Origin of the sequence: Paenibacillus hunanensis (genome assembly GCF_034055775.1) — a bacterium.
GTDB classification, from domain to species: Bacteria; Bacillota; Bacilli; order Paenibacillales; family Paenibacillaceae; genus Saccharibacillus; species Saccharibacillus hunanensis.
In genome coordinates this window covers 962501-987797 of the sequence record NZ_CP139194.1, presented here as the reverse complement: position 1 = coordinate 987797, position 25297 = coordinate 962501, and the positions used below count along the sequence as shown (strand labels likewise).

The 25297-nt window shown below is 47.3% G+C and carries 14 protein-coding genes, 6 tRNA genes and 2 rRNA genes (1 of these 22 only partly in view); 4 read left to right on the top strand and 18 right to left on the bottom strand.

Annotation, left to right across the window (positions count from 1 at the left end):
• Positions 1 to 243: 243 nt before the first annotated feature.
• On the top strand, positions 244 to 1233 hold the full coding sequence (locus tag SK066_RS03905) for an AraC family transcriptional regulator (RefSeq protein WP_320543716.1): 990 nt from the start codon (positions 244 to 246) through the stop codon (positions 1231 to 1233).
• A gap of 240 nt (positions 1234 to 1473) precedes the next feature.
• On the opposite strand, the gene SK066_RS03900 is transcribed toward SK066_RS03905, so the two are convergent.
• On the bottom strand, positions 1474 to 1761 hold the full coding sequence (locus SK066_RS03900) for a DUF1294 domain-containing protein (RefSeq protein WP_320543715.1): 288 nt from the start codon (positions 1759 to 1761) through the stop codon (positions 1474 to 1476).
• A gap of 283 nt (positions 1762 to 2044) precedes the next feature.
• A complete protein-coding gene (locus SK066_RS03895) occupies positions 2045 to 4243 on the bottom strand; it encodes an alpha-galactosidase (protein ID WP_320543714.1) in 2199 nt (732 codons plus the stop codon).
• A 303-nt stretch (positions 4244 to 4546) separates the two neighbouring features.
• Between SK066_RS03895 and SK066_RS03890 the strand changes: the two genes are divergently transcribed.
• Complete coding sequence (locus SK066_RS03890; RefSeq protein WP_320543713.1) at positions 4547 to 5356, top strand: MurR/RpiR family transcriptional regulator; 810 nt, start codon at positions 4547 to 4549, stop codon at positions 5354 to 5356.
• Between the two features lie 162 nt (positions 5357 to 5518).
• On the opposite strand, the gene SK066_RS03885 is transcribed toward SK066_RS03890, so the two are convergent.
• On the bottom strand, positions 5519 to 6238 hold the full coding sequence (locus tag SK066_RS03885) for an N-acetylmannosamine-6-phosphate 2-epimerase (protein WP_320543712.1): 720 nt from the start codon (positions 6236 to 6238) through the stop codon (positions 5519 to 5521).
• Positions 6239 to 6245: 7 nt separating this feature from the next.
• Positions 6246 to 7859, bottom strand: a complete 1614-nt coding sequence (locus SK066_RS03880) for a maltose/glucose-specific PTS transporter subunit IIC (RefSeq protein WP_320543711.1) — start codon at positions 7857 to 7859, stop codon at positions 6246 to 6248.
• A 360-nt stretch (positions 7860 to 8219) separates the two neighbouring features.
• Between SK066_RS03880 and SK066_RS03875 the strand changes: the two genes are divergently transcribed.
• The gene (locus tag SK066_RS03875; protein WP_320544795.1) at positions 8220 to 9218 is read left to right on the top strand and encodes a Gfo/Idh/MocA family protein; all 999 of its coding nucleotides are present in this window, start codon (positions 8220 to 8222) and stop codon (positions 9216 to 9218) included.
• A gap of 126 nt (positions 9219 to 9344) precedes the next feature.
• Here the strand turns inward: SK066_RS03875 and SK066_RS03870 are convergent, their stop codons facing one another.
• The 6 genes from SK066_RS03870 to SK066_RS03845 form a co-directional block, all read right to left on the bottom strand.
• Positions 9345 to 10130 carry a MurR/RpiR family transcriptional regulator gene (locus tag SK066_RS03870; RefSeq protein ID WP_320543710.1) on the bottom strand — a complete coding sequence of 262 codons (786 nt, stop codon included), beginning with the start codon at positions 10128 to 10130 and terminating at the stop codon, positions 9345 to 9347.
• 357 nt (positions 10131 to 10487) lie between these two features.
• Entirely contained in the window at positions 10488 to 11900 is a 1413-nt protein-coding gene (locus SK066_RS03865) for a sucrose-specific PTS transporter subunit IIBC (RefSeq protein WP_320543709.1), read from the bottom strand.
• Between the two features lie 46 nt (positions 11901 to 11946).
• Complete coding sequence (locus SK066_RS03860; RefSeq protein WP_320543708.1) at positions 11947 to 13452, bottom strand: glycoside hydrolase family 32 protein; 1506 nt, start codon at positions 13450 to 13452, stop codon at positions 11947 to 11949.
• A 504-nt stretch (positions 13453 to 13956) separates the two neighbouring features.
• Entirely contained in the window at positions 13957 to 14943 is a 987-nt protein-coding gene (locus tag SK066_RS03855; protein ID WP_320543707.1) for a LacI family DNA-binding transcriptional regulator, read from the bottom strand.
• 350 nt (positions 14944 to 15293) lie between these two features.
• Positions 15294 to 17450: a DNA topoisomerase III gene (locus SK066_RS03850; RefSeq protein WP_320543706.1), complete on the bottom strand. Its 2157-nt coding sequence runs from the start codon at positions 17448 to 17450 to the stop codon at positions 15294 to 15296.
• A gap of 866 nt (positions 17451 to 18316) precedes the next feature.
• On the bottom strand, positions 18317 to 19504 hold the full coding sequence (locus SK066_RS03845; protein ID WP_320543705.1) for a GNAT family N-acetyltransferase: 1188 nt from the start codon (positions 19502 to 19504) through the stop codon (positions 18317 to 18319).
• Between the two features lie 943 nt (positions 19505 to 20447).
• On the opposite strand from SK066_RS03845, the gene SK066_RS03840 reads away from it, so the two are divergent.
• Positions 20448 to 21443 carry a ketoacyl-ACP synthase III gene (locus SK066_RS03840; RefSeq protein ID WP_320544794.1) on the top strand — a complete coding sequence of 332 codons (996 nt, stop codon included), beginning with the start codon at positions 20448 to 20450 and terminating at the stop codon, positions 21441 to 21443.
• 663 nt (positions 21444 to 22106) lie between these two features.
• On the opposite strand, the gene SK066_RS03835 is transcribed toward SK066_RS03840, so the two are convergent.
• From SK066_RS03835 to SK066_RS03800, 8 genes are all read right to left on the bottom strand, one after another.
• Positions 22107 to 22181: transfer RNA gene (locus SK066_RS03835), tRNA-Gly, on the bottom strand.
• 6 nt (positions 22182 to 22187) lie between these two features.
• Positions 22188 to 22274: transfer RNA gene (locus tag SK066_RS03830), tRNA-Leu, on the bottom strand.
• A gap of 42 nt (positions 22275 to 22316) precedes the next feature.
• Positions 22317 to 22392, bottom strand: a tRNA-Lys gene (locus tag SK066_RS03825).
• A 16-nt stretch (positions 22393 to 22408) separates the two neighbouring features.
• Positions 22409 to 22483, bottom strand: a tRNA-Gln gene (locus tag SK066_RS03820).
• A 23-nt stretch (positions 22484 to 22506) separates the two neighbouring features.
• Positions 22507 to 22579 (bottom strand) — tRNA-His (locus tag SK066_RS03815).
• Between the two features lie 35 nt (positions 22580 to 22614).
• Positions 22615 to 22690, bottom strand: a tRNA-Thr gene (locus SK066_RS03810).
• 63 nt (positions 22691 to 22753) lie between these two features.
• A 5S ribosomal RNA gene (gene rrf / locus SK066_RS03805) occupies positions 22754 to 22870 on the bottom strand.
• A 65-nt stretch (positions 22871 to 22935) separates the two neighbouring features.
• A 23S ribosomal RNA gene (locus SK066_RS03800) occupies positions 22936 to 25297 on the bottom strand (it continues 561 nt past the right edge of the window).

The following is a 25297-nucleotide window of genomic DNA, read 5'->3' as shown; positions in this document are numbered from 1 at the left end:
TGGTCCGTAAAGGGAGGAATGCTCTATCGCTGACACCATCATAGCAAGCGCTTACAAAATGAATAAGAGCATATTCCAAGCAAAATCCTGCTCGATTCCAATATGTTTAATAATTTAGCGGTTGTTCATTTTCTCTTCATGAACGAGTTGTATAATAGCCTTACAGCACTACTTTGACACGTAGGAGTTCTTGATTGTAACAACTCCTGTGCCTATATAAATAAGGATGAAAGGAGCACGCCGATGAATCAGAATCAGCTGGATACCTTTCTGCTCGAAAACAATCAGCGTCCTAAGCCAGACTGGCAACAAATCATCGAGGATTATCAGCCTCCATCTGTGATCGTACAGGGACAGCAGGTCTATCTGTTCGATCTTAGTCTGAATATGACCTATGTGCCGATTGAAGATAGCATTGCGATCTCACAGCAGCTGCCTGGCGCATACATTCCATTTCATATGCATCAATATATCGAGCTGATCTATGTCTATCGTGGACAATGTACGATCTCGCTACTGAATCAACAGATCGTGATGAACGAGGGCGATATCATTTTGATTGATAAGCAGACACCACATACGGTGAACGAGACGGGGAACGAGGATATTATTATCGATGTGAAGCTCAAGCGGGACTATCTGTCTTCCAGCTTTTTAAGCCGCTTTGCCAGTATGAACACGACGAGCCAGTTTCTCATCCACTCGCTGCTCGACAGTCGCCGGATGAATAGCTATCTGTATTTTGAAGCTAAGCCAGCGATGACGATTCACGATACACTTGTGCGCATGATGTGCGAATACTTTGATCGAGATTTTTGCTCGGCAGAGCTGATCGATTCGTACTGCTTTATTCTATTTACCGAGCTTGTACGTCACAGCAGCACAGGCAGCCAGCAGGAACAGCATGAGCCTCGTGATCGGATGGTGCTGGAGATGCTGCGTTATGTACGTGAGCATTATCGTGATTGCAATCTGGTCGAGCTTGCTGAGCAATTCGGCTATCATCCGAACTATGTCTCTGCCTTTTTGAAAAAGGAAACCGGACACTCCTTCATGGATTTACTGCAAATGGAACGTCTGAACAAAGCAGCCTTATTCTTGACCAACTCCGAGATGCCTATTCCCGCGATTGCTGAGGAGGTTGGCTATTCCAGTCCATCCTTTTTTCATAAAAAATTCAAGGAATATTTTGGTTCAACACCGAGCAGCTATCGTCAGCATATGCGTAGTTAATATACGGGTAAGCCGCCATTTCGCTTAGGTGCAAGCAGCATGCCAGCTGGATAACTCGTATCATTACAATAACAGCCCTTCACCTTCTACCCCTATCAAATACAAATACCAAAATAAACTGAACAACAGCAAAGAACCGGAAGAACGCACATGATGAGCGTTCTTCCGGTTCTTTGCTGTGCATGCTATCGGTGCCATATCTATAACGATTATAACGATAGCGTTGCTCCTATTTTAATTTCATCCCATCCGTAAACGGTAGAAAATATACCCGTATACGAGTACATTTAGTACCAGCAGCGCAGGCACGCCAAGCACAAAGGAACGATGCTTTGTTTTGTGACGGCGGCTGATCATCGCCAGCCAAACACCCGCCGCACCGCCGATAGCGGCTAACGTAAATAATGTCTTTTCAGGAATACGTTGACGACTGCGTCCACGTACAGCCCGACTTTTATCCAATGCCATCGTGCCATAAGCAATCACATTAATGATTATCAGCCAGATGCCGAGAATCAGCTCGATCATAATTAATCCCTCATTCCAGCACATATACTCGTCCTTACTATCGAATGCCCTCACCAGTTAACCAGTACAGGCAACAGAACTATGAACAGTATACCTTGCAAAAGATGACACGACAAACAAAGAGAACGCCTGTGGTGGCGTTCTCTTTGTTGATGTTCTTTTAACGATAAGATCGGTTTTAGGATGGATCATAGTCTGCACTTCGATAAGCGCTCCTGTGATTCATTGCTACGTGCGATCCATCGTTTATGTTCATCATAGCTATCTGTCATGCCAACCTCAATTACTCTGCACGAAACGAAAACAGTGTGCTCTGGAAGTCACCATAGCGTTCTGGCAATGCAATGCCATGATACATCAGTTCATCGCCATAATACAGCCCTTCAGTAACCCCATTGATGCTCATCCGATATTGGCGCTCTGGATCAAGTCCTTGCAGCTTCAATCTGCGTAGCGGCGGGTTCGGCTCAGCCAGCACTTTGAAATAACCAGCAAATGCTTCACTGCGATCACCCGATACAAACATCCATGCCGTCTGATCACCTTCAAATGGACTGAGCAGACGATAGAAATCACCAAACTGAATCAGCTCGCGCAGCTCCTTATACTGCTTAACCTGATCGCGAACCTCCTGCTTCTCCTCATCGGTCAGACGAGTCAAATCCAGCTCATAACCAAAGTTGCCCGACATCGCTACATGACCGCGTGTGGCAATCGAGGTGATACGTCCCACCTGATGGTTCGGCACTGCCGATACGTGCGAGCCCATTGCACTCGCTGGATAAACGACACTTGTGCCGTATTGGATTTTCAGGCGTTCGATCGCATCAGTATCATCACTTGTCCACGTTTGTGGCATGTAGTAGAGCATACCGGGATCAAAGCGTCCACCGCCACCAGAGCAGCTTTCAAACAGTACATGCGGGAAGGCAGTCGTGATGCGCTCCAGCACATTGTACAGACCGAGCATATAACGGTGTGCCGTTTCACGCTGGCGCTCCGCAGGCAGCAAGGCTGAGCCGATCTCTGTCATATTGCGGTTCATATCCCATTTTACATAGGTGATCGGTGCAGAAGACAGTACCTTGCTTACCGAATCCACGATGTAATCGCACACATCCTCGCGCGACAGATCGAGAATGAGCTGCTCACGTCCCATCGTACGGCTGCGATCCGGTACATGCAGACACCAGTCTGGATGCGCACGATACAGATCGCTATCTGGCGAGATCATTTCTGGCTCGAACCAGAGTCCGAACTGCATTCCCGTATCTACGATATCCTGTGCTAGCTTGCCCAGACCTTCTGGCAGCTTGCGACGATCCTCTACCCAGTCGCCAAGTGAAGAACGGTCGTTATCCCGATGACCGAACCAGCCATCATCCAGTACGAATAGCTCAATGCCCAGCTCTTTGCCTGCTGCGGCAATATTTTTAATCTTAGGCGCGTCAAAATCAAAATAGGTCGCTTCCCAGTTGTTGATCAGAATTGGCCGTACACGATCGCGATGCTCACCACGACTCAGACGTGTACGATACAGCCGGTGATACGTACGAGACAATTCACCCAGACCGTTATGCGAATACACGAGCACAGCCTCTGGTGTCTGGAACGATGTGCCCGGCTCCAGATTCCAGTTAAAATCAAATGGCGACATCCCGATCTGCATCCGGGTTGTACCGAATTGCTCCACCTCCACCTGTGCAACAAAGTTACCGCTATACACAAGGCTCATACCGTACACACCGCCATGCTCCTCATTCGCTCCTTTTTCAAGCAACGCAATAAATGGATTATGCTGGTGGCTACTGGAGCCGCGCTTACTTTCGACACGCTGTAATCCGGGTGCCAGCTTGCGGTAATGCATATGACGCTCACGTACCCATGCACCGGACAGATGCAGCATCTCGAATTGATCGCCGCCAAAGTCTACGCTACTGCTCAGTGCACGCTCGATCGATACCGCTGCTGTACCCTGATTCGTGAAACGCACTGCACGCGTAATCGCATTCAGCTCGTTAAAGACCGAATACTGCATGACCGCTTCCATGCCAGTCAGCTCATCCTTGAGTACGATCTCCAGTGTATCGGCTTCTGCATCCTGCTCCACATAGGTCGCTGGCAGACCTTCCAGCTTCGGCTTACCTGTCGTAATTCGGTGGCTCACATAATGCAGATCGTTAATCGTCGATCCGTTAGGCTGGGCAATTTCAAAGGCTGGCTCGCGATAATCACCGCGTCCATAGCCTGGATATTCTTGAGGCAATGTATCAAAAGCAAATGTCCGATCCTCTGCATGGTAGTTCGGGCTGAACGAGCAACGCTCTACCTGGTACAGCAGACTACTAACCGAAGACTGACGCAAACGCGGGCCCCAGTATAGATGTGCAGGATGACGGTCATGAACAAGCTGAATCACATAGCTCGTCGCATTCGTTTGCAAATGGAAAAGCTGTTGTTGTTTATCGAATAAAATTGGCATGTTTCTCTTCCTCCCAAATCATGACCGGTACAGTATGCCGCCTTCATAGGATTATGCAGGAATGCTATTCATCACCACTTCCAGAAGCCTGGCATGCATATTGAATGGTGCCATATGGCAGCTCTATATCTGCTACAATGACATCAGGGCGATACTGTCCGATTTCTACTATAACGCTTACATTCTAATTGTAGGACGATTGCCATCAAAAAAAAATGGCATGATCCATGATTTTCATGGTTCCTTGCGTTCATTCATGTCCGTATAATGTTACATACAGAGAAAGCAAAAGGAGGAAAGACCATGGCTCTCAGTGTGCTAGACGAGCTCCAGTTGAAATACCAGCAACTGTCCGCCAAGGAAAAGGAAATCGCCGATTATGTGATCCGTCATCGAAGCTCGATTCAAAATATCAATATTCGCGATCTGTCCACCTTAACGCAGGCATCCATGTCGACGATTACGCGCTTTTGCCGGAAGGTTGGCTTTTCCAGCTTTGTAGATTTTAAAATCAATCTGAACCGCGAAGCAGCTCAGCCACGCGATAATATGAATGTGTTTGCCCAGACACAGCATATTTATAATGAAATGATTAGCGCTACTGCCGAGATGATCCAGCCTGAGCTGGTACAGCAGGTCGTAAGGCAGATCATGAAGGCACGGCGTGTATATGTATACGGTATTGGCAGCTCCGGGCTGTCTGCACTGGAATTCAAATATCGGCTGATGCGCATGAATATTACGATTGATGCGATCAGTGACTCGCATATGATGCTGATGAATGCATCGCTAACAGATGAGCAGGATGTCGTGATCGGATTATCCAATTCCGGGCATACCGATGAAGTGACGACAGCGCTGACAACCGCTCGCAGCCGCGGTGCGTATATTATCGGGATTACGAACTTTGACCATACTCCTTTTACAGAGACGACCGATCTGTGCCTGTTCACACCGGGATTACAGCGAGTCGGTGATGTGCAGTTTGTGAATAGCCAGCTGGCGATTATTTATGTGCTGGATATGATCTCGATGCTGCTGCTGGAGGATGAGGGGATGAAGGCGGCGCGTCAGCAGACGTTGGATGCGTTGTATCGGATGGAGCAGGAATAATAAATAGAAATAAAACTGACACTGCTATTCAGCTAAGTGTCAGTTTTATTTCTACACATATGCTACTTTTTCCCATTTGTGTTTTAAACAGAACCGTTCTATTTTGGATATAAGCTTTTAATTTTAGTTTTTCAGCAATTCCCCAAAAATTTATTAAGCCTTCTACTCCTTTCTCATCACCGAAGCCGACTGCACCCCACTCATCTGCTCTACGAACCGCCCTGTAATCTGCTGCGGACGCGTAATCGCCCCACCTACAACGACACTATACACGCCAATTTCCAGACAGCGCGCCGCCATCTCCGGCGTCAGAATATTGCCCTCTGCCACGATCGGTGTACGAATCTGCCGAACCATTTCTTTTAAAATAGCAAAATCATCTGCATATACCTTCTGTCCCTGCGTATATTCGGTATACCCGACCAGTGTAGCAGACACCAGATCAAAGCCTAGCCGCTGCGCCTCGACTCCTTCCTCCACCGTCGATACATCTGCCATCAATAGCAACTGCGGGTAACGTAGCCGAATTTGCCGTACCAGCTCCGCCAGCTCCATGCCATCTGGACGTGGGCGACTCGTCGCATCCAGCGCCACAATCTCACAGCCTGTCGTCGACAGCTCATCGATCTCTCGCAGCGTCGGTGTGATAAATACCGGATGCTCACCATAATTCCGCTTAATGATACCGATCACTGGCAGCTCGACCTGCTTGCGAATCTCCATAATATCATCGACCGAATTGGCACGAATGCCTGCTGCGCCGCCTTGCTTGGCAGCCAGAGCCATTTTCCCCATAATCCATGAGCTGTGCAGGGGTTCGTCCGGAAGCGCCTGACAGGATACGATCAGTTTGTGTTGTAGTCCGAGGGAATCCAGCTCCATTCGTCAATCACTCACCTTCCATATATTCTTCGATTTCGTTTTTAATCACGCTCACCTGTGGCCCATAGATGACCTGTACGCCATTGCCATTCACGAGTACGCCTTTCGCGCCAGTTGCCGGGAAAGCCTCCTTGTTTACCTGACCGGGATCATACACCGATACACGCAGCCTTGTCGCACAGCAATCCAGATCTTTAATATTGTTCGTTCCACCAAGGGCATGCAGAATGATCTCCGAGCGCGATGCCTGTGAAGCAGGTGCTGTGGACGTGGACATCGTTGTCGCTGCTATACCATCCTCGCCATCTGAGCTTTTCACTGCGCCAGTTGCACCATCTGCGGCTACTCCACCCTCATCCTCACGTCCCGGCGTTTTGAAGTTAAACTTCACGATCAGGAAGCGGAAGGTAAAGTAGTACAGACAGAACCACACGGCTCCGATGATCGGCACGATCACCCAGTTCGTTTTCGCATTCCCCTGCAAAATACCGAACAGGATAAAGTCGATCAGACCACCGGAAAAGGTCTGTCCAATCGTAATCTGAAACATATGCGCCAGCATAAATGCCAACCCGTCAAATGCCGCATGAATCACATACAACAGTGGGGCTACGAACAGAAACGAGAACTCCAGCGGCTCAGTAATGCCTGTCAGGAATGATGTTAATGCCGCGGACAGCATCAGACCGCCAACGATCTTTTTCCGCTCTGGACGCGCTGTATGATAGATAGCCAGCGCTGCACCGAGCAGCCCGAACATCATCGTAATGAAGCGACCGGACATAAAGCGCGATGTGCCAATAAAGAACTTTTGCGTACTCGGATCACCCAGCTGAGCAAAGAAAATATTTTGTGTACCTTCATATATCTTACCAGATACTTCCAACGTTCCGCCAAGCCCGGTTTGCCAGAATGGTAAATAAAAAATATGATGCAGTCCCAGCGGACCCAGCATCCGCAGGAAAAATCCATAAAACAGTGTTCCTACATATCCAGTGGCATCCACAATACCGCCCAGCTTCGTGATACCTAGTTGAATCGTCGGCCATACTAGAAAGAGCAGCAGTCCGACGAAGATCGCAGCAAAGGAGGAGATGATGGGAATAAAACGCGACCCTCCGAAAAAGCCCAGAAACTGGGGCAATTCGATCTTATTGTAGCGATTATGCAGCGCCGCTGTAACCAGACCAATAATAATCCCGCCCAGTACACCCGTTTGCAGCGACTGAATACCAAGAATCATCCCCTGCCCTACCGCTGCCGGATTATCCTCAGCTAGCTTGTCTGCGTTAATTAGCATCGCATTCATGGACGCGTTCATGACGAGATACGCCAGCGCCGCCGCCAGACCTGCGGTTCCTTTATCCGAACGCGCCAGCCCTACAGCCACACCAATCGCAAAGATCAACGCTAGATTGTCAAAGGCAATACTGCCCGCACTACTCATCACCTTGAAAATATGCTGTAGCCATTCAATTTGCAGTAACGGATACGTACTTACCGTGTTTGGATTGGATAATGCCCCACCAATACCGAGTAACAACCCTGCCGCTGGCAATACAGCAATCGGTAACATAAACGATTTGCCAAATCGCTGTGCCTTTTCGAAAAACGTTTTCATCTGTGCCCACCACCTGAAAATATTTTCTTTTAAACATATATTAAGAAAACCATTTTCGTCAATGGATATGGTATATATTCTTATTTTCTTTTTTATAAAATTCAATTTCAGGATTACAGCAGTCATGTTATCAATTGTGCAACCTGACACCAATTCCCCTGCTATCTCTATTGCGTTAATTATCTCGATGCTATGATAGCCATAATCTCATCATGCTGAATGGATTAGGATATAGCAGAAAATCAAACCCACAGTTACCCATCCATTCTCTTTCCCGAATCATGCGCTATCCGTTGTATCTATCTTTTTAATCTATGTATTTCCAAAGGAGCTACCCTAATGAATATCAACCAACCTACCATGAAGATCGGCGTGATCGGTACAGGCAGTATTGTTGAAGCTTTTTTATCTGCATTATCTGAGGTTGAGCATGCAGCGTGTATTGCGATCTTTTCACGACAAGAAGCGACGGCTCGTCCACTTGCAGATATGTACCGTATTCCGCACATCTATACAGAGCTGAATGCGCTCGTCTCCAGTTCAGCTGTAGACTGCGTGTATATCGCATCACCGAATAGTCTGCATTTTGATTATGCATGTCTAGCATTAGAGCAGGGCAAGCATGTTATTTGTGAAAAGCCATTCGCCTCCAATGCACACGAGCTACAGCAACTAATCCAGCTAGCAAAGCAAAATAATCGCTTCCTGTTCGAAGCGATTACGAATATCCATTTACCGAATTATCGCTGGATCAAGGACAATGTGCATCGCCTCGGTCAACTGCGTATGATTCAGTGCAATTACAGCCAGTATTCACGCAAATATGATCAGCTACTCGCCGGAGAGACGCCGAACGTATTCAATCCGCAATTTTCCGGTGGTGCACTGATGGATATTAATGTATACAATGTGCATTTTATTATGAACCTAGTAGGTGCACCGCAGCAGATCCGCTATACCGCTAACAAGCATGCCAACGGGATCGATACATCAGGCGTACTCGTTATGCAGTACGATGGCTTTACCGCGACCGCTGTAGGCTGCAAAGACACCGCAGGCATGAATTTCGTTCTTATTCAAGGGGAGAAAGGCTATATTCATGTAGAAAATGGAGCTAATGGCTGTCGTACAGTTCATTTGCAGGTCGGTGATACGACCGAGCAGTATAATGCGCAGACGACGAATAATCCGCTTTACTACGAGCTGGTCGACTTTGTGAAGATGTATCATCGGGGAGATTATGAGCAGTGCTATGAATTGCTGGAATATAGCTACGGTGTGATGCAGACGCTGGATCAGGCGCGTCAGGATGCAGGCATCGTATTTGCAGCGGATACTCGCTCGATAATGGCTCCATAACAGGGTGCTATAACAAGTGATGTCGTCATGATAAGATAGGCTACTCATTACTTTCCAGCTTTTAGCTTTTTAGCTTTTTAGCTTATCTCATCACTCCATTCATCATTGTCTGTCGCATCCCCTACACTAGCCTTCTAACTCTGTCCGATCTGCTATCGTTCCAGCATACAGCACATCAAATAGATACTGTGCTGACATCATCGAATACATTTTGCCCAGCATACCCGGACGCTGTGCATATGTGTACAATGTATCATCGCATAGCTCGGATAATGGCGAGCCTTCTACGGTCAATGCTACTACACGGCGGTTATTCCTTTTCAGTGTACGCGCAATGTCCAGCATACTGCGATTACGTCCAGTATGCGAGATGACAAATGATAAAGTAGACGAATCCATATGCGGACTGGATAAATAATGATGATTCGCATTATTTTGCGCAATGGCGGTTAGTCCAATCTCGTTCCAGCGCGCACAGGCAAGCTCAGCCGTATAATAATTGCTATCACTTCCATACACATCGATCCGCCTTGCTTCGCCGATCCATCGAATCACGCGCTCCAGCACCGCTGGCACACACATCCGCTGCGTCTCGATCAGCGCTTCATCGTATACACCCGAGATCGTTTGCAAATGTCGCTCTGCACTTCTCTGATCCTGTGAAGGCTCCAGCGATTGCCGCTGCTCTGGTGATAATTCCAATGCCAGCTTTAATTGAAAATCAGGATAGCCGCTCAAGCCTAGCTTTTTGCATAGACGTACAATCGTTGAGGCACTGGTCAGTGTCAGACGTGCTAGCTGCTGTGCATTATGATCAAATACCGCCTGCGGCTGCTGGACAATATAATCGACTATATGCTGCTCCTGTGTCGTTAGATGCTGTGCGTATTTCAACTGCTTCCATAATGTCATTGTATCCGCTCCTGCTGGATCATCACTTCTACCCTGGTTCATTCGTCTATGTATGCTGCGAGTGATCCCGATTCCATATCGTAGTTTGTATGCCTACTATAGCAAAAATTCACATCAAAAAGCAGGTAGCCCTCAATTCCACGGCTACCTGCTTTTTCGATCCACGATTATACATCATTCGTGATTATACGATTCATGATCACCCGATATTGCACTACATTAGCTTTACCCATACGGCATAGCGTAGAACTACTATATAGCCATACCCATCATATACTGCATTATTCCAGTACTGCATCATTCCAGCCATGCTTTACAAGAAATAGAACGCTATCCTCTATAGCTAAACGAAAACTCTTATTTACCCGAGATTTTCATATCGTTCAGCATTTTATCACTGAACCCGAACAACCAGGTCAGTACAAAACCAACTGCAATCGCTACACCATTACACAAAATGTACATCGGCAGCTGCGAATTCAGATACAGCAACGTACCTGGCAACACCGTAATCGCCATGCCTGTACCCGCAAGATGGAACAGCGAAGCCAGGAATCCCCCTGCCGCTCCACCGATCAGTCCCATCACAAATGGCTTCATATAGCGCAGGTTTACACCGAAAATCGCTGGTTCAGTAATACCGAGGAATGCAGACAGTGACGATGGCAGTGCGAGTGCTTTGAGCTTTTTGTCTTTTGTTTTCAGACCTACTGCCAGACAAGCAGCAGCTTGAGCAGCCATCGCACAGGTGATAATCGCGTTAAACGGATTAGCTCCAGTGCGCTCCAATAGCTGAATTTCCAGCAGATTGAAGATATGATGCACGCCGGTAACCACGACGATCTGATGCAGACCGCCGATCACGATCCCCGCAATACCGTATGGCAGATTCAGTACAGCCGTTGTTGCATTCAACACAACCTCTTCCAGCGAGTGGAAGATCGGGCCAATCGCAAACAGACCCAGTGTGATCATAATAAGTAGCGTTAGAAACGGCGTCAAAATCAGATCAAGCGCTTCCGGAATGCGCTTACGTAAAAAGCGTTCTAGCTTCGCACCGAGCAGACCCACAACGAATGCGGGAATAACCGAACCCTGATAACCAACAACCGGAATAAAATCAAAGAAACGAAGTGCTTGCGCTGAGCCGTCTGCCACAGAATAGGCATTCGGTAGCGCCGGGTTAACCAGCATCAAACCGAGAATAATCCCGAGCACCGGACTACCGCCAAATACGCGGAACGCCGACCATGCCACCAGTGCTGGCAGGAAAGCAAAGGCTGTATCTGTCAATACCTGCGTATACAGCAGGAAGTTCGGCGAGATCGTCTCCTTTGTCATACCGAACAGCGCCAGAATTTCAGGTTGTGTCAGCAAGCCGCGCAGACCCATGAACAAACCTGTTGCTACGAGCACCGGAATAATCGGTACAAACACATCGCCAAATGTACGAATCGCACGCTGGAAGCTTCCTCCCTGCTTTTTCGCCTGGTTTTTCACTTCCTCCTTGGTAGAGCCGTCCAGACCCATCTTTTCCATTTCCTCATAGATCTGATTCACCGTGCCTGTGCCGAAGATGATCTGATATTGTCCGGAGTTGAAAAATGCTCCTTTGACCTTCTCTATATTTTCGACCTTGTTCTGATCGATTTTTTCCTTGTCATTGACCATAATACGAAGTCGGGTAGCACAATGCGCGAAGGAAGCGATATTCTCCCTTCCTCCTACAGCCTCCAGTACTTCATTGGCAATTTCATGATTTTGCGCCATCTTGATTCATCCTCTCATATCCATATCTGCCATTACGGCACATGTATTACTGCTGCCTGGAGGGATACTCCCATTTTTCAGTATGAAGCTTCACCTGTCCAGCCTCTGCGAAAAATACAATGCCCCGACTCTCTGGCTCTGGGAAAATCCGGCTCGTAAATACAGCCTCTCCATCATTTGCAAAAATCTCTACCGATGATACATCTACGAAAATCTGCAATCGCTCCAGCGGACGCTCCAGCTCATAGCTACGTGTCGTACCATAATTCTCAGCGAGCGGCTGTCCTGCTTCGGAACGATCCAGTATGAGGCGACGATGCTCTGCTTCATAGCGAATGATCGTACGCTGCTGCTCTCCTACTCGCAGCTCGATGCCAAAGGCTTTCGCCGCTGCGCCCATCTCATTGGAAGCCCGGTCAAAGCGACAATCCAGCTCGTACGCTACACCGTCGAAGCCGACATAGCTGCTGCGTCCTTCGTGTAGGATACCTGCAAACATTGCCTTTTCCCCGCGCCGTAATGCTAGCTCCTGTACCGGTCGTTGCAATAGCACGCCATCCTCGCGCAGCTCAAGCTCCCGCGGTAAGGTCAGGCAATGCGCCCATCCATGACTGTCGGTTGGATACACCGTATCGGGTAAGCCCATCCAGCCTACCAGAATGCGTCTACCCTTCGGGCCGATCGCAGTCTGCGGAGCATAGAAGTCAAATCCATGATCCAATTCGCGAAATGTGCCATGCTCCAGCTTTAGCTCAGGCAATTGAAGTGGTGCAGCACTGATATAGCCAGACTGGTAAATATTGCGATACTGTTCTCCCTCAGCAGCAACTCCCTGGGGACAGAACAACAGCACCGCCTGCCCGTTCATTTCAAAATAATCCGGGCATTCCCACATGTATCCAAACTGCGGAAGCGCTGTCTGCAATTCGCCCAGTAACTCCCAGTCCAGCATATTGTGTGAACGATACATCACGATCGCGCCAGTCAGATCATCTCGCTGTGCGCCGATCACACAGTAGAACCAGTCGCCATCCTTCCATACCTTTGGATCACGGAAATGCTCTGTATAGCCAGCAGGTACGCTAGCAATAACCGGCTCCTCCAGCTTATGGATATGCCCCTCCTCCTCCATGATCGCCATGCACTGATAAGGATGTCGCTGCCATTCACTATCCCGTGTATTGCCCGTATACATCAGATATAGCTTGCCCTCATGCTCTATGCCGCTACCGGAATATGCCCCATGAGAATCAAACCAATCTCCCGGCTTCACACCGATTCCACAATCGATCCAATTCACCAGATCGGTTGATTTCAGGTGATACCAGTATTTCATGCCATGATCCGTGCCGAGTGGGAACCATTGATAAAATAAATGGTAATACCCGTCATAATAAGCAAATCCATTCGGATCATTGAGCAGCCCCATCGCGGGCTGAATATGATACTGCTGACGCCACGGAGAAGCTTCACTCTGCTGTAGCAGCTGCTCGATCTCCTGTGGTGAAACGTTCTCTAGTAGTCGATATTTCTGTTCTCTCGTCATTTTCATTAGTATTCTCCATATCAAAGGAACCGGTTCCAATTTGATTAAAAAAATAATACATGTCAGTTTAGATACAGCCTGATCTATTATCTCGTCTGCTATACTTCATACTTCAATCTATGTTCCAGACTGATATACAATTTCGTCCTCTGCAATTCAATTTATACTTTAAATTGAACTATATTACGTGTAAAATGCCAGCATCTAATCCTATTAAAATTCAGCCGTTCTTTCTGTTCTTTCCACACTATGCTTCAATCACGATTACACGGGAAAGCACATCAGGTATACATTCTATTTAGGAACCGGTTCCAAATTGTTTGAAATAACAACTGATTCCTATTGGAGATCAGTTGTTGATCATCATGTATGTGTAACATATTCAAAAGCATTTATTAAACATTCCTAGAATAGCTTCCAACTCTGCTGATCGCATACATCCTCAAATCCGATTTTGTATCCGGTTGCAGTTTTTTTGGAACCGATTCCAAAGTTATTATAAAACCGCTATCAGCATTTGTCAACGCTTTCTCGCTGTAATAATTCGTAGTCCATCACGGTAACCATTTGCACATGCTGACGATGCACCAGCTTCACGATGTCCTGAGCAGCAATTTTACCAGCTTCTTGATAGGGATATCGAATCGTCGTTAAGGCTGGATGAACGACCTCAGTCACATCATAGCCACCGAATCCAGTTATCGATAACTGCGCAGGGATATCGATCCCAAGCTCATGCGCCGCCTTCATCACTCCAAGCGCAATATTGTCGGTTGCACATACGATAATTGTAGCATCTAACGGCTCCTGTAATAGCTTTAGCGCATACTGACGTGCATCTGACATCCGAAAGCTTGTTTCATAATAAGCTACAGTGCATTCTCCCGTTTCCTTTACTGCCCGTGCAAAGCCCTGCTTCCGGCGTACTCCTACCGCAATATCCTGCTCGGTTACACCCAGATATGCAAGACGACGATGCCCACGATCCAGTACATAGCGCCCTAGCTCATAGCCTGCATCATAATCATTGTGGATCAGGCTGTGAATCTGCTCATGCTGCTGCCCGACAAGCAATACCGGAATATCCGTAGTCTGAATCGCCTCCAGATGCGCCTCTGTAATACGCGCAGCTAATAAAATAATACCGGATATTTTCTGACGAGCCAGCTCATAGATCGCTTCAATTTCCCGGTTCATATCCTGACTCGTATTTGTAATGAGCATACGGCAACCCTGATTACGCAGCTGATCATCAATTCCCATTAAGGTATGCGAGGTCGCAAATGAATCCAGACGAGGAACGATCGTGCCGATAATATTGGCTGTTTTAGCTTTCAGGCTCTGGGCAAACGTATTCGGTACATAGCCTGTTTCCTTGATTACCTGCTCAATTTTATTCCGTGTGGCGACACTGACCGAGCCACCGTTCAAATAGCGCGATACGGTGCTTTTCGCCACACCGGCAATTCGGGCAATATCTGCAATTGTCTTGCTCATGTTAACCTCCATAAGGACGCTCCATGTGAAGCGCCCGTGTGATCGGCTATTCGCCTGTTATGAATCATCCAGAAATTAGAATTCCATCTTCCAATTATTTTAAATTAATGCTTCTGAGCTATAGGAATTAATGCTTCTAATTACGGGCATTGCCATTGTATTCAAACTAAAACTTATCTCAGAGAAGTAGCCCTTCATCTATAGGATATCCAGTACCCTGTCCCCTCCAATGAATTTCCATTTCCCTGATGCTTATATATACGACTTTTATCGTCAAATCCCTGCCTGAATCGAAGCTTCTGCTTGCCTATGCAAGCAATACTAGCTATAAATTAACATTTTTCTGTATATTATGCTTCATCCGACTTGTTTTGCAGTGCCGCTTTGAGCAGATCTCCCAGATTTGAGCCAAATTCCTCCTTCTGTTCAAACTGCTTCACCAGCTTTTGCTGCTCCCGTTTCTTCACCGGACGTGCTCCATTCTTGTTCAATACCTCGGTAATCCCGCAGCTGAGACATTGCACATACTTACCCGCCTTGCCATCCTTCATCTCCATCTTTTTATGGCATTGGGGACAACGACGATTAGCCAGCTGTTTTTCTGCGGAACGCCGATATCCACAGTCCTCTGACGGACAGATCAGGAACTTGCCACGCTTGGACTTTTTCTCTAGCATACGTGCGCCACAATCTGGACAATGACTATGCGACAGATTATGCGGCTTATACTCCACTTCGCTCGCTTTTACTCCACTTACCAGCGAAGCAGCCATTTCGCGAATCCCCTTTAAAAATGGCTCCGGTTTTCCCTGACCTCGCGCAATCCGCTCTAGCTCAGCCTCCCAGCGTGCGGTCAGCTCCGGTGTGCGTAGCTGAGGCGATACTAGCTCGATCAGCTGTGTTCCTTTTCCGGTAGGATGAAGCGAATTACCCTTGCGCTCAATCGTATCGGAGGATACGAGCTTTTCAATAATATCTGCACGTGTTGCAGGTGTACCCAGTCCATGCTTTTCCATCCGTGATAGCAGCGCTGCCTCTGTATAACGCTTCGGTGGCAGCGTACGTCCATTGCGTACCAGTGTACGCTGAATCATATGAGATTCGCCCTGCTTTAGCTCCGGCAAAGACTGAACCGCATCAACTCGCTCCCTATGATCCGATGACGATTCCTGTTCCTCGTCCTCATCATCCTGCCACTGCTCCCCATAGACAATCTTCCAGCCCTGCTCCTTCACAGTAACGCCTTTTGCATGGAATACCTCGCCTGCCGCTTCAATCGTTACCTGGACGATATCATAACGCGCAGCTGGATAAAATAAACTAATAAAGCGCCGTGCAATCAGATCGTACAGCTTGCGCTCATCCGCCGTCAGACGATTCAAAAGTACCGTTTCCTCAGTCGGAATAATCGCATGGTGATCACTCACCTTACTGTCATCGACAATACGACGTGTAACATTCAATGCACCACGCAGCAATGGACGCGCAAGCGGTGCATACGGACCAACCGCCACACTCGTCAGACGCTCCTTCAGCGTATCCGTCATATCCGAGGACAAATAACGCGAATCCGTACGTGGATAGGTGACAAGCTTATGCTGCTCATATAGCTTTTGCAACACATTGGATGTATGCTTGGCTGAAAACCCATACCGACGATTCGCATCACGCTGTAGCTCGGTCAGATCATACGCCAGTGGATGTGGCTCCTGACGCTCGCTCCTTTTCAGCTCGCGAATGGAAGCCTGCTTCCCTTCTAGCTTCTGTTGAAGCTGCTGCACCTGTGGTGCTTCGAACAGTCTGCCGTCTCCTTGTTTGCCACGCCACTGTGCCTGGAATGCTCCCAGATCAATCTGCAAAGTATAATAATCCTGCGAACGGAAGCTGCGAATTTCCTGCTCACGCTGCATAATCATCCCCAGTGTTGGCGTCTGCACACGTCCTGCGGATAGCTGTGCATCGAATTTACATGTCAGCGCACGTGTGACATTAAGACCAATCATCCAATCCGCCTCTGCCCGGCAACGTGCTGACTCATACAAACGATCAAATTCCTTTCCCGGTCGTAGCTTGCTAAAGCCTTCACGAATCGCACGATCCGTCTGCGATGATATCCATAAGCGCTGAAATGACTTTTTCCAGCCAGCCATATGTATAATCCAACGAGCCAGCAATTCCCCTTCACGCGCGGCATCCGTAGCCACGATAAGCGCGCCGACATCACTGCGCTTCATGAGATGCTGGACTGTTTTGTATTGATGCGCACTTTCCCGTAGCACCTTCAACCGCATCCGATCCGGCAAAATCGGTAAATCGTCCAAATTCCATTTCTGATACTGCTTATCATAATCCTCTGGCTCAGCCAGACCAACCAGATGTCCCAGCGCCCATGTCACAATATAAGCCGGCCCTTCCAAATAGCCCTTATGCTGCTGCTGACTTCCCATCACCCGCGCAATCTCCTTCGCCACCGAAGGCTTTTCTGCCAGTACAAGCGTTTTACTCATGTTGTTTTCCCTTTCCTCGTGCTTGATTGTTGATTCCTTGTGTTTGTTCTTGGTTTTTTGTTCTTGGTTTTTTGTTGTTGATTCTTGGTTCTTAATGCTTGATTTTCTGATCTTACTTATTTCTACTTCTATTTCTCATTTCATATCTAGTACATTCCAATTCGAATCTAGAGCTTCATCTATTCAAGCTTTATACACACAGGATCGATTCATCCACAGTTCAGCTTTACTCACTCTTGCTCTTTAAACATCCAGTCATCCAGTCAAAGTACCCATCGATGCACAATTTTTTTCTATTCGCACGGATCGCCTACTCTCTTACGCATACCACATACCACATACCACATACCACATACCACATACCACATACCACATACCACATACCACATACCACATACCACATACCACATACCACATACCACATACCACATACCGTCGCAAAATGTACCACAACCGCTAGCTAAACATCAAATATAAATGTACCATAATTCCCCCTACTATGCAGACGATTCCGTAACATCCTCTCTATCTCTCTGAGCCTAAATCCCCCTTCCCCTATACATATCCATCACTCAGATCATCTCCTTCATATACTAAAGTCCACTCGACATCTCTACTAACTCCTCTCTAAACCTCTGCAATCCAAAAAGGCCTTTTCACCACAACAACACATCGCTCACCATCAATAATCGGCTCCAAAAAGTCACCTCATATTCATGAACAAGCCCATGTATTCTGGCAAAAAGACCTTTTATATTAACCATAAAGCCTAGTTCATCTACTCCTCTACACCGAATATCTACATACCAGATATCCAGCATATTCAGACTAGATCACATCAGACTGAAACAACCTCAATCTCTATCTTAGAAAAAGTCCATCAAATGCGTTTCGCGATTCGGAATCAGCTTCTCCAGCAATTGGATCGCCTGCTCATCAGCCTGTAATTGCTCCCAGCGAGCCAGCTCAGTCGGACGCTTGTAACCCATCAGCATCGCTGTCCATACGCGAATATCTGCCTTCACCTGCACATCATATGCGGATGGCTTGGAATCTTCAGCAGCAGCTACCTGCTCCACAGTCGCCTTTCCATCAGTATCCCATACCATTCGCCATACGCCTTCATTCCAATCGGCTACACGATCACTCACTTCAATCGTCAGCTCACCAGCGATTTCTTTTTCAAAAGCATACTGCTCCAAAAATACTTTCATATCTACAATCCGCGCCATAAAATAAGGTACGCGCTGCTGCTCAATCCGCGGGTCCTGTAACAGGTACGGAAGCCCATCATCCAGCGGTGCTCTCAGCTTCACATGCTCTACCATCGAATCATGATTGGAAATGTACGTCCATAATCCGCGGCGTGCCTCTTGCGTCGTATACGCAATTTCGCTAATATTCATTTCTTTATTTAAAACGCTATACAGGATATAGCCCTGAGCCTGTCCATCTGCCGCGTAATACACAGCTGTACGCGTATCATCCGAACGAAATATAGCATGTTGCCACCACTCGGTATCACGAACGAGCGTACCATTGTACTGGCTTGCATACTGGCTGTAAAGTGAGTGCAATAGCTCGATATCACGCACACCACGCTTGATGTAACCATCCGTTTGCACCTTCGCAGGTAATAAGCCGGTTGGAATCGTATATTGCATATACTCTGCATATAGCTCCCAGCCATATTTACGATAAAATGGGAAATAAAATGGATGTAAAAAGGATACTGATTGTCCCTGCTCCTTCATCAGCTGCAAAGCATGACGAAGCAACTGATCGACGAGCCCCTGACGACGATTTTCTGGCCATGTGGCTACACCAGCAATCCCGCCCATGTCGATGCTTTGTTGCTGTATGTACGTTTGGAATGGATATAGCTTCAACTGAGCATGAAGTATGCCATCCTCAAAAGCTCCCCATACACGCTCCGGTTTAAAAAACTGCCGTGATCGCTCTGTCTCTTCCTCATTTAGCTTATATTGAAAAGCATACATCGATAACTCCAGATGCTGTTCAAATTCATCTTCCTTCAATTGTCTGATTTCCATTCCATTCTCCTCCATTCCATAAATAGCCTATCGATAGCTCATTGTCACACCCCAACATCATAACAGACTTTTCTCACGCCACCAACAGAAACGAGGCTTCACGCTACGATTGATTTCCTATTAAATTTATATTGATTCCATGTTGTATATACGCTACGTTGTTACATGTCATTTTGCTAATCTATGTCACGCCGGACGATATTTGATTCCCTACTATAGGTACACAATGTACTCTATATGCAAGATGACTTTACTTCATACAACTTTATTTTAATCCAACACTTAGTTCCATGTGTTGCTTTGATACTTACAATCCGATTTTGATACATACAATACGATAATGTACAAACAAACTGTATTTATGTGAGCCTTCAATATATACAGACAATATGTGCGCCTTCGATATATACAAACAAATATATATAGACAAACACCACCCCTGTATAAAACACTAATCTACATATCCGTGGAATGAAAACTATTGCTTGCTCTAACTCTACTAGTCTTTTGTATTTTCTTTTGTATTTACTTTGATATAACTATTTGCTAAAATTAGTACCAAGTACTAATACTAGATACTACTTAAATTTCTTAGCTCGCCTCTATCTATCTATCTATCTATCTATCTATCTTTCTTTCTTTCTTTCTTTCTTTCTTTCTTTCTTTCTTTCTTTCTACTGCGTTATACGTACAATCTCAACTAAACGCAACACCTTATAATCTTTCTGCTACACGGAGCGCCTTTTATCGCTAAGCCCGAAGCCAACAATTTTTATATGTTAAAAATAGTTAAATTCCTACTTACAATCATTTAATTTTAAATTAATGCTTCCATCTAACCTATCTGTACACGTATCATAAAATGAAGGTACTTTCGCTCTATCGCTATACAAGCAAGCTGCAATAACAGACTATATAACTACAAAATGAGGTGACCCGGATGATTTCATCAAAAGCTCGTATTACGGCTCTTGGCACTTACGTACCAGAAAAACGACTGACCAATGCAGATTTAGAGCAATTGGTCGATACCTCTGATGAATGGATTGTCCAGCGCACCGGTATGCGAGAGCGTAGAGTCGCTGCTCCAGACCAATTTAGTTCTTCTCTTGGGATCGAGGCTGTACAGCATATGCTCAGTCACCATCCCGTTAGCATCGATGATGTCGAATTGATTATCGTAGCGACAACAACCGCTGATTATGTATTTCCAAGTGTAGCTGCGCAGATTCAAGCTCATTTTGGTATTACCAAAGCAGGTGTATTTGATCTGAATGCCACATGTGCTGGTTTTGTATATGCCCTACATATGGCAAATAGCCTCGTCACATCCGGTATGCATCGTAAAATTCTCGTCATTGCCAGTGAGACCATGACCAAAACGCTGGATTACACCGATCGCAGCACCTGTATTTTGTTTGGTGATGGTGCTGGAGCTGCTCTCATAGAATATGATGCAGATCAACCAAGCTTTATCGATGTGATTATGGATAGTGACGGTAATGGGGGACAGCATGTATACCGTAGTAATCTCTCTGCGCAGATTAACGATACACCAATGGAAGGAAACGGGAACATTTATCAAAATGGCCGTGAAGTCTATAAATGGGCAGTGCGCACCGTTCCACAAGGATTACGTCAGCTGCTGGAACGAAACCAGCTCGTAACCGACCAGGTGGACTGGTTTGTTCCACACAGCGCGAACCTGAAAATGATCGATTCGATCTGTGAAAAATCAGGCATTTCCTTCACCCGTACATTAACGAGTGCAGAATGGTTCGGCAATACATCCTCTGCCTCTATCCCGCTCGCACTTCAGCAGGGCATAGAAGATGGCAAAGTAACAACAGGAAATACCTTACTCCTATATGGCTTCGGTGCAGGTCTCACCCAGATGGGTATGCTCCTTCATTGGAACCCTAAAACGAACGAATCCTAATAAAGATATATTAAAATTCAAACATACATTAAAAATCAAACCTTAGCCGACAAATCTTAAACGAACACTTCCAAAACAATCACATTTCAAATAACTATGTCTTAAATGAATGAGCTTATATGGCCAGAACCCTGAACTATCAGGTATTCGCCCTATTCTCAAGCTCTCGTTTCTATTTTCGATCACTCATCCCTATTTTAAGCTCTCAGATACAGACTGTTCAGTAAATGCTTTTGAAAAATCAATACTATTGCATAAAGCACTAATGCATCAAGCTATTTACCTGTAATCCAATCATCCACTATAATCGCACAATAAACCATTAACCTATACAGAAAGAGGCTGCTCTCAACGTCATACATGACATGAGAACAGCCTCTTTTTATTAAGCGGGTGATGGGATTCGAACCCAAGCTCCAGTTACATAACCATAGGTCATGTAAAATAGAAGTTCTACCATAGAACGACACTCGCGGATCAGGAAGTCAAGGTTTAAAGCAATGTGAATTCAGGGTAATGATGCAATTCGTACAACATCATCTATTCCACCCACAAGCAACAATCCAAGCCTTAAACCCAAAACAAAAGCGCCTTCGATCGGGAATATAGGAAGTATTAAACCGTTCCTTTTATGCCCATTCTGGCACCTACTAAGAATCTATATGGAGCGGACGACGGGAATCGAACCCGCGACCCTCGCCTTGGCAAGGCGATGCTCTACCGCTGAGCCACGTCCGCATAATATGGTGCGGTCGAGAGGACTCGAACCTCCACGGGGGTAAGCCCACACGGACCTGAACCGTGCGCGTCTGCCAATTCCGCCACGACCGCATATTACAACGTAAAACTATTCACACATTTGTAGAAAACAAATGGTGAGCCATGAAGGACTCGAACCTTCGACACCCTGATTAAAAGTCAGGTGCTCTACCAACTGAGCTAATGGCTCATATATAAAATGAAAATGGCAGGGGGTATAGGATTTGAACCTATGCGTGACGGAGTCAAAGTCCGTTGCCTTACCGCTTGGCTAACCCCCTACAATAGTAGAAAGAAAATAAAGGGCGATCGACGGGAATTGAACCCGCGAATGTCGGAGTCACAGTCCGATGCGTTAACCCCTTCGCCACGACCGCCACAATAACCATCTTTTATTCTCTTTAAAAGAAAATGGTGCCGGCGAGAGGATTTGAACCCCCGACCTACTGATTACAAGTCAGTTGCTCTACCAACTGAGCTACACCGGCATAAAGTAAGGCTTCCAAGTATTTCATTGAAAACCTTAAGGTACAACATAGTCTTGCTTGTTCGCTTGGCGACGTCCTACTCTCCCAGGACCCTGCGGTCCAAGTACCATTGGCGCTGGAGGGCTTAACGGTCGTGTTCGGGATGGGTACGTGTGGAACCCCTCCGCCATCATCACCAAACGTTCTTGCTACAGGTTAATCACCTGAAAACTGAATCCGAAACGAATCATCGCGATTTTAGAAGATAGGATAAGCCCTCGACCGATTAGTATTGGTCAGCTCCATGCATTGCTGCACTTCCACCTCCAACCTATCTACCTCGTCGTCTTCAAGGGGTCTTACATACTGGGAAATCTCATCTTGAGGGGGGCTTCACGCTTAGATGCTTTCAGCGCTTATCCCTTCCGCACGTAGCTACCCAGCGATGCTCCTGGCGGAACAACTGGTACACCAGCGGTGCGTCCATCCCGGTCCTCTCGTACTAAGGACAGCTCCTCTCAAATTTCCTACGCCCACGACAGATAGGGACCGAACTGTCTCACGACGTTCTGAACCCAGCTCGCGTACCGCTTTAATGGGCGAACAGCCCAACCCTTGGGACCTACTTCAGCCCCAGGATGCGATGAGCCGACATCGAGGTGCCAAACCTCCCCGTCGATGTGGACTCTTGGGGGAGATAAGCCTGTTATCCCCAGGGTAGCTTTTATCCGTTGAGCGATGGCCCTTCCATGCGGTACCACCGGATCACTAAGCCCGACTTTCGTCCCTGCTCGACTTGTAGGTCTCGCAGTCAAGCTCCCTTTTGCCTTTGCACTCTTCGAATGATTTCCAACCATTCTGAGGGAACCTTAGGGCGCCTCCGTTACATTTTAGGAGGCGACCGCCCCAGTCAAACTGCCCACCTGACACGGTCCCCGTACCGGATCACGGTACCAGGTTAGAACTCAGATGCGATCAGGGTGGTATCCCAACGGCGCCTCCAAGGAAGCTTGCGCTCCCTCTTCGTAGGCTCCCACCTATCCTGTACAAATCGCACCCCAGTTCAATATCAAGCTGCAGTAAAGCTCCATGGGGTCTTTCCGTCTTGTCGCGGGTAACCTGCATCTTCACAGGTATTAAAATTTCACCGGATCTCTCGTTGAGACAGCGCCCAAATCGTTACGCCATTCGTGCGGGTCAGAATTTACCTGACAAGGAATTTCGCTACCTTAGGACCGTTATAGTTACGGCCGCCGTTTACTGGGGCTTCGGTTCATAGCTTCGCTTGCGCTAACCACTCCCCTTAACCTTCCAGCACCGGGCAGGCGTCAGCCCGTATACTTCGCCTTGCGGCTTCGCACAGACCTGTGTTTTTGCTAAACAGTCGCTTGGGCCTTTTCACTGCGGCCCCCTCGTGCTATTCACACTACCGGGGCACCCCTTCTCCCGAAGTTACGGGGTCATTTTGCCGAGTTCCTTAACGAGAGTTCTTCCGCGCGCCTTAGAATTCTCTTCTCACCTACCTGTGTCGGTTTACGGTACGGGCACCTGCTTCCTGGCTAGAGGCTTTTCTTGGCAGTGTGAGATCATGACCTTCGCTACTGTAATTTTCGCTCCCCATCACAGCCTGACCTTAGAGCATGCGGATTTACCTACATGCAAGTCTCACTGCTTAGACAGGCATCCATCAGCCTGCGTCACTACCCTCCTGCGTCACCCCGTTGCTCATAGCGGCTCTCGGTGGTACAGGAATTTCAACCTGTTGTCCGTCGACTACGCCTTTCGGCCTCGCCTTAGGTCCCGACTTACCCTGAGAGGACGAGCCTTCCTCAGGAACCCTTAGGTTTTCGGCGGATCAGATTCTCACTGATCTTTTCGTTACTCATACCGGCATTCTCACTTGAATTGTGTCCAGCACTCCTTACGGTATACCTTCAACCTCAATTCAACGCTCCCCTACCCCTGATGCAAAGCATCAAGCCATAGCTTCGGTGGTGTGTTTAGCCCCGTTACATTTTCGGCGCAAAGTCACTCGACCAGTGAGCTATTACGCACTCTTTAAATGGTGGCTGCTTCTAAGCCAACATCCTGGTTGTCTGTGCAACTTCACATCCTTTCCCACTTAACACACACTTGGGGACCTTAGCTGATGGTCTGGGCTGTTTCCCTTTTGACAATGGACCTTAGCACCCACTGTCTGACTCCCGGAATAAAGTCTGCGGCATTCGGAGTTTGACTGAGCTTGGTAACCCTTGCGGGCCCCGCACCCAATCAGTGCTCTACCTCCGCGACTCATCTTCCGAGGCTAGCCCTAAAGCTATTTCGGGGAGAACCAGCTATCTCCGAGTTCGATTGGAATTTCTCCGCTACCCCCACCTCATCCCCGCACTTTTCAACGTGCGTGGGTTCGGACCTCCAGTACGTGTTACCGTACCTTCATCCTGGACAGGGGTAGATCACCCGGTTTCGGGTCTACGTCCACGTACTAAGTCGCCCTATTCAGACTCGCTTTCGCTGCGGCTCCGGCTTCTCACCTTAACCTTGCACGGGAACGTAACTCGCCGGTTCATTCTACAAAAGGCACGCCATCACCCATTAATCGGGCTCTGACTTTTTGTAAGCACACGG

Bases quoted from the DNA above. Each gene is read 5' to 3' on its own strand.
- SK066_RS03905 (WP_320543716.1), top strand. From the start codon at position 244: ATGAATCAGAATCAGCTGGATACCTTTCTGCTCGAAAACAATCAGCGT.
- SK066_RS03900 (WP_320543715.1), bottom strand. From the start codon at position 1,761: ATGATCGAGCTGATTCTCGGCATCTGGCTGATAATCATTAATGTGATT.
- SK066_RS03895 (WP_320543714.1), bottom strand. From the start codon at position 4,243: ATGCCAATTTTATTCGATAAACAACAACAGCTTTTCCATTTGCAAACG.
- SK066_RS03890 (WP_320543713.1), top strand. From the start codon at position 4,547: ATGGCTCTCAGTGTGCTAGACGAGCTCCAGTTGAAATACCAGCAACTG.
- SK066_RS03885 (WP_320543712.1), bottom strand. From the start codon at position 6,238: ATGGAGCTGGATTCCCTCGGACTACAACACAAACTGATCGTATCCTGT.
- SK066_RS03880 (WP_320543711.1), bottom strand. From the start codon at position 7,859: ATGAAAACGTTTTTCGAAAAGGCACAGCGATTTGGCAAATCGTTTATG.
- SK066_RS03875 (WP_320544795.1), top strand. From the start codon at position 8,220: ATGAAGATCGGCGTGATCGGTACAGGCAGTATTGTTGAAGCTTTTTTA.
- SK066_RS03870 (WP_320543710.1), bottom strand. From the start codon at position 10,130: ATGACATTATGGAAGCAGTTGAAATACGCACAGCATCTAACGACACAG.
- SK066_RS03865 (WP_320543709.1), bottom strand. From the start codon at position 11,900: ATGGCGCAAAATCATGAAATTGCCAATGAAGTACTGGAGGCTGTAGGA.
- SK066_RS03860 (WP_320543708.1), bottom strand. From the start codon at position 13,452: ATGAAAATGACGAGAGAACAGAAATATCGACTACTAGAGAACGTTTCA.
- SK066_RS03855 (WP_320543707.1), bottom strand. From the start codon at position 14,943: ATGAGCAAGACAATTGCAGATATTGCCCGAATTGCCGGTGTGGCGAAA.
- SK066_RS03850 (WP_320543706.1), bottom strand. From the start codon at position 17,450: ATGAGTAAAACGCTTGTACTGGCAGAAAAGCCTTCGGTGGCGAAGGAG.
- SK066_RS03845 (WP_320543705.1), bottom strand. From the start codon at position 19,504: ATGGAAATCAGACAATTGAAGGAAGATGAATTTGAACAGCATCTGGAG.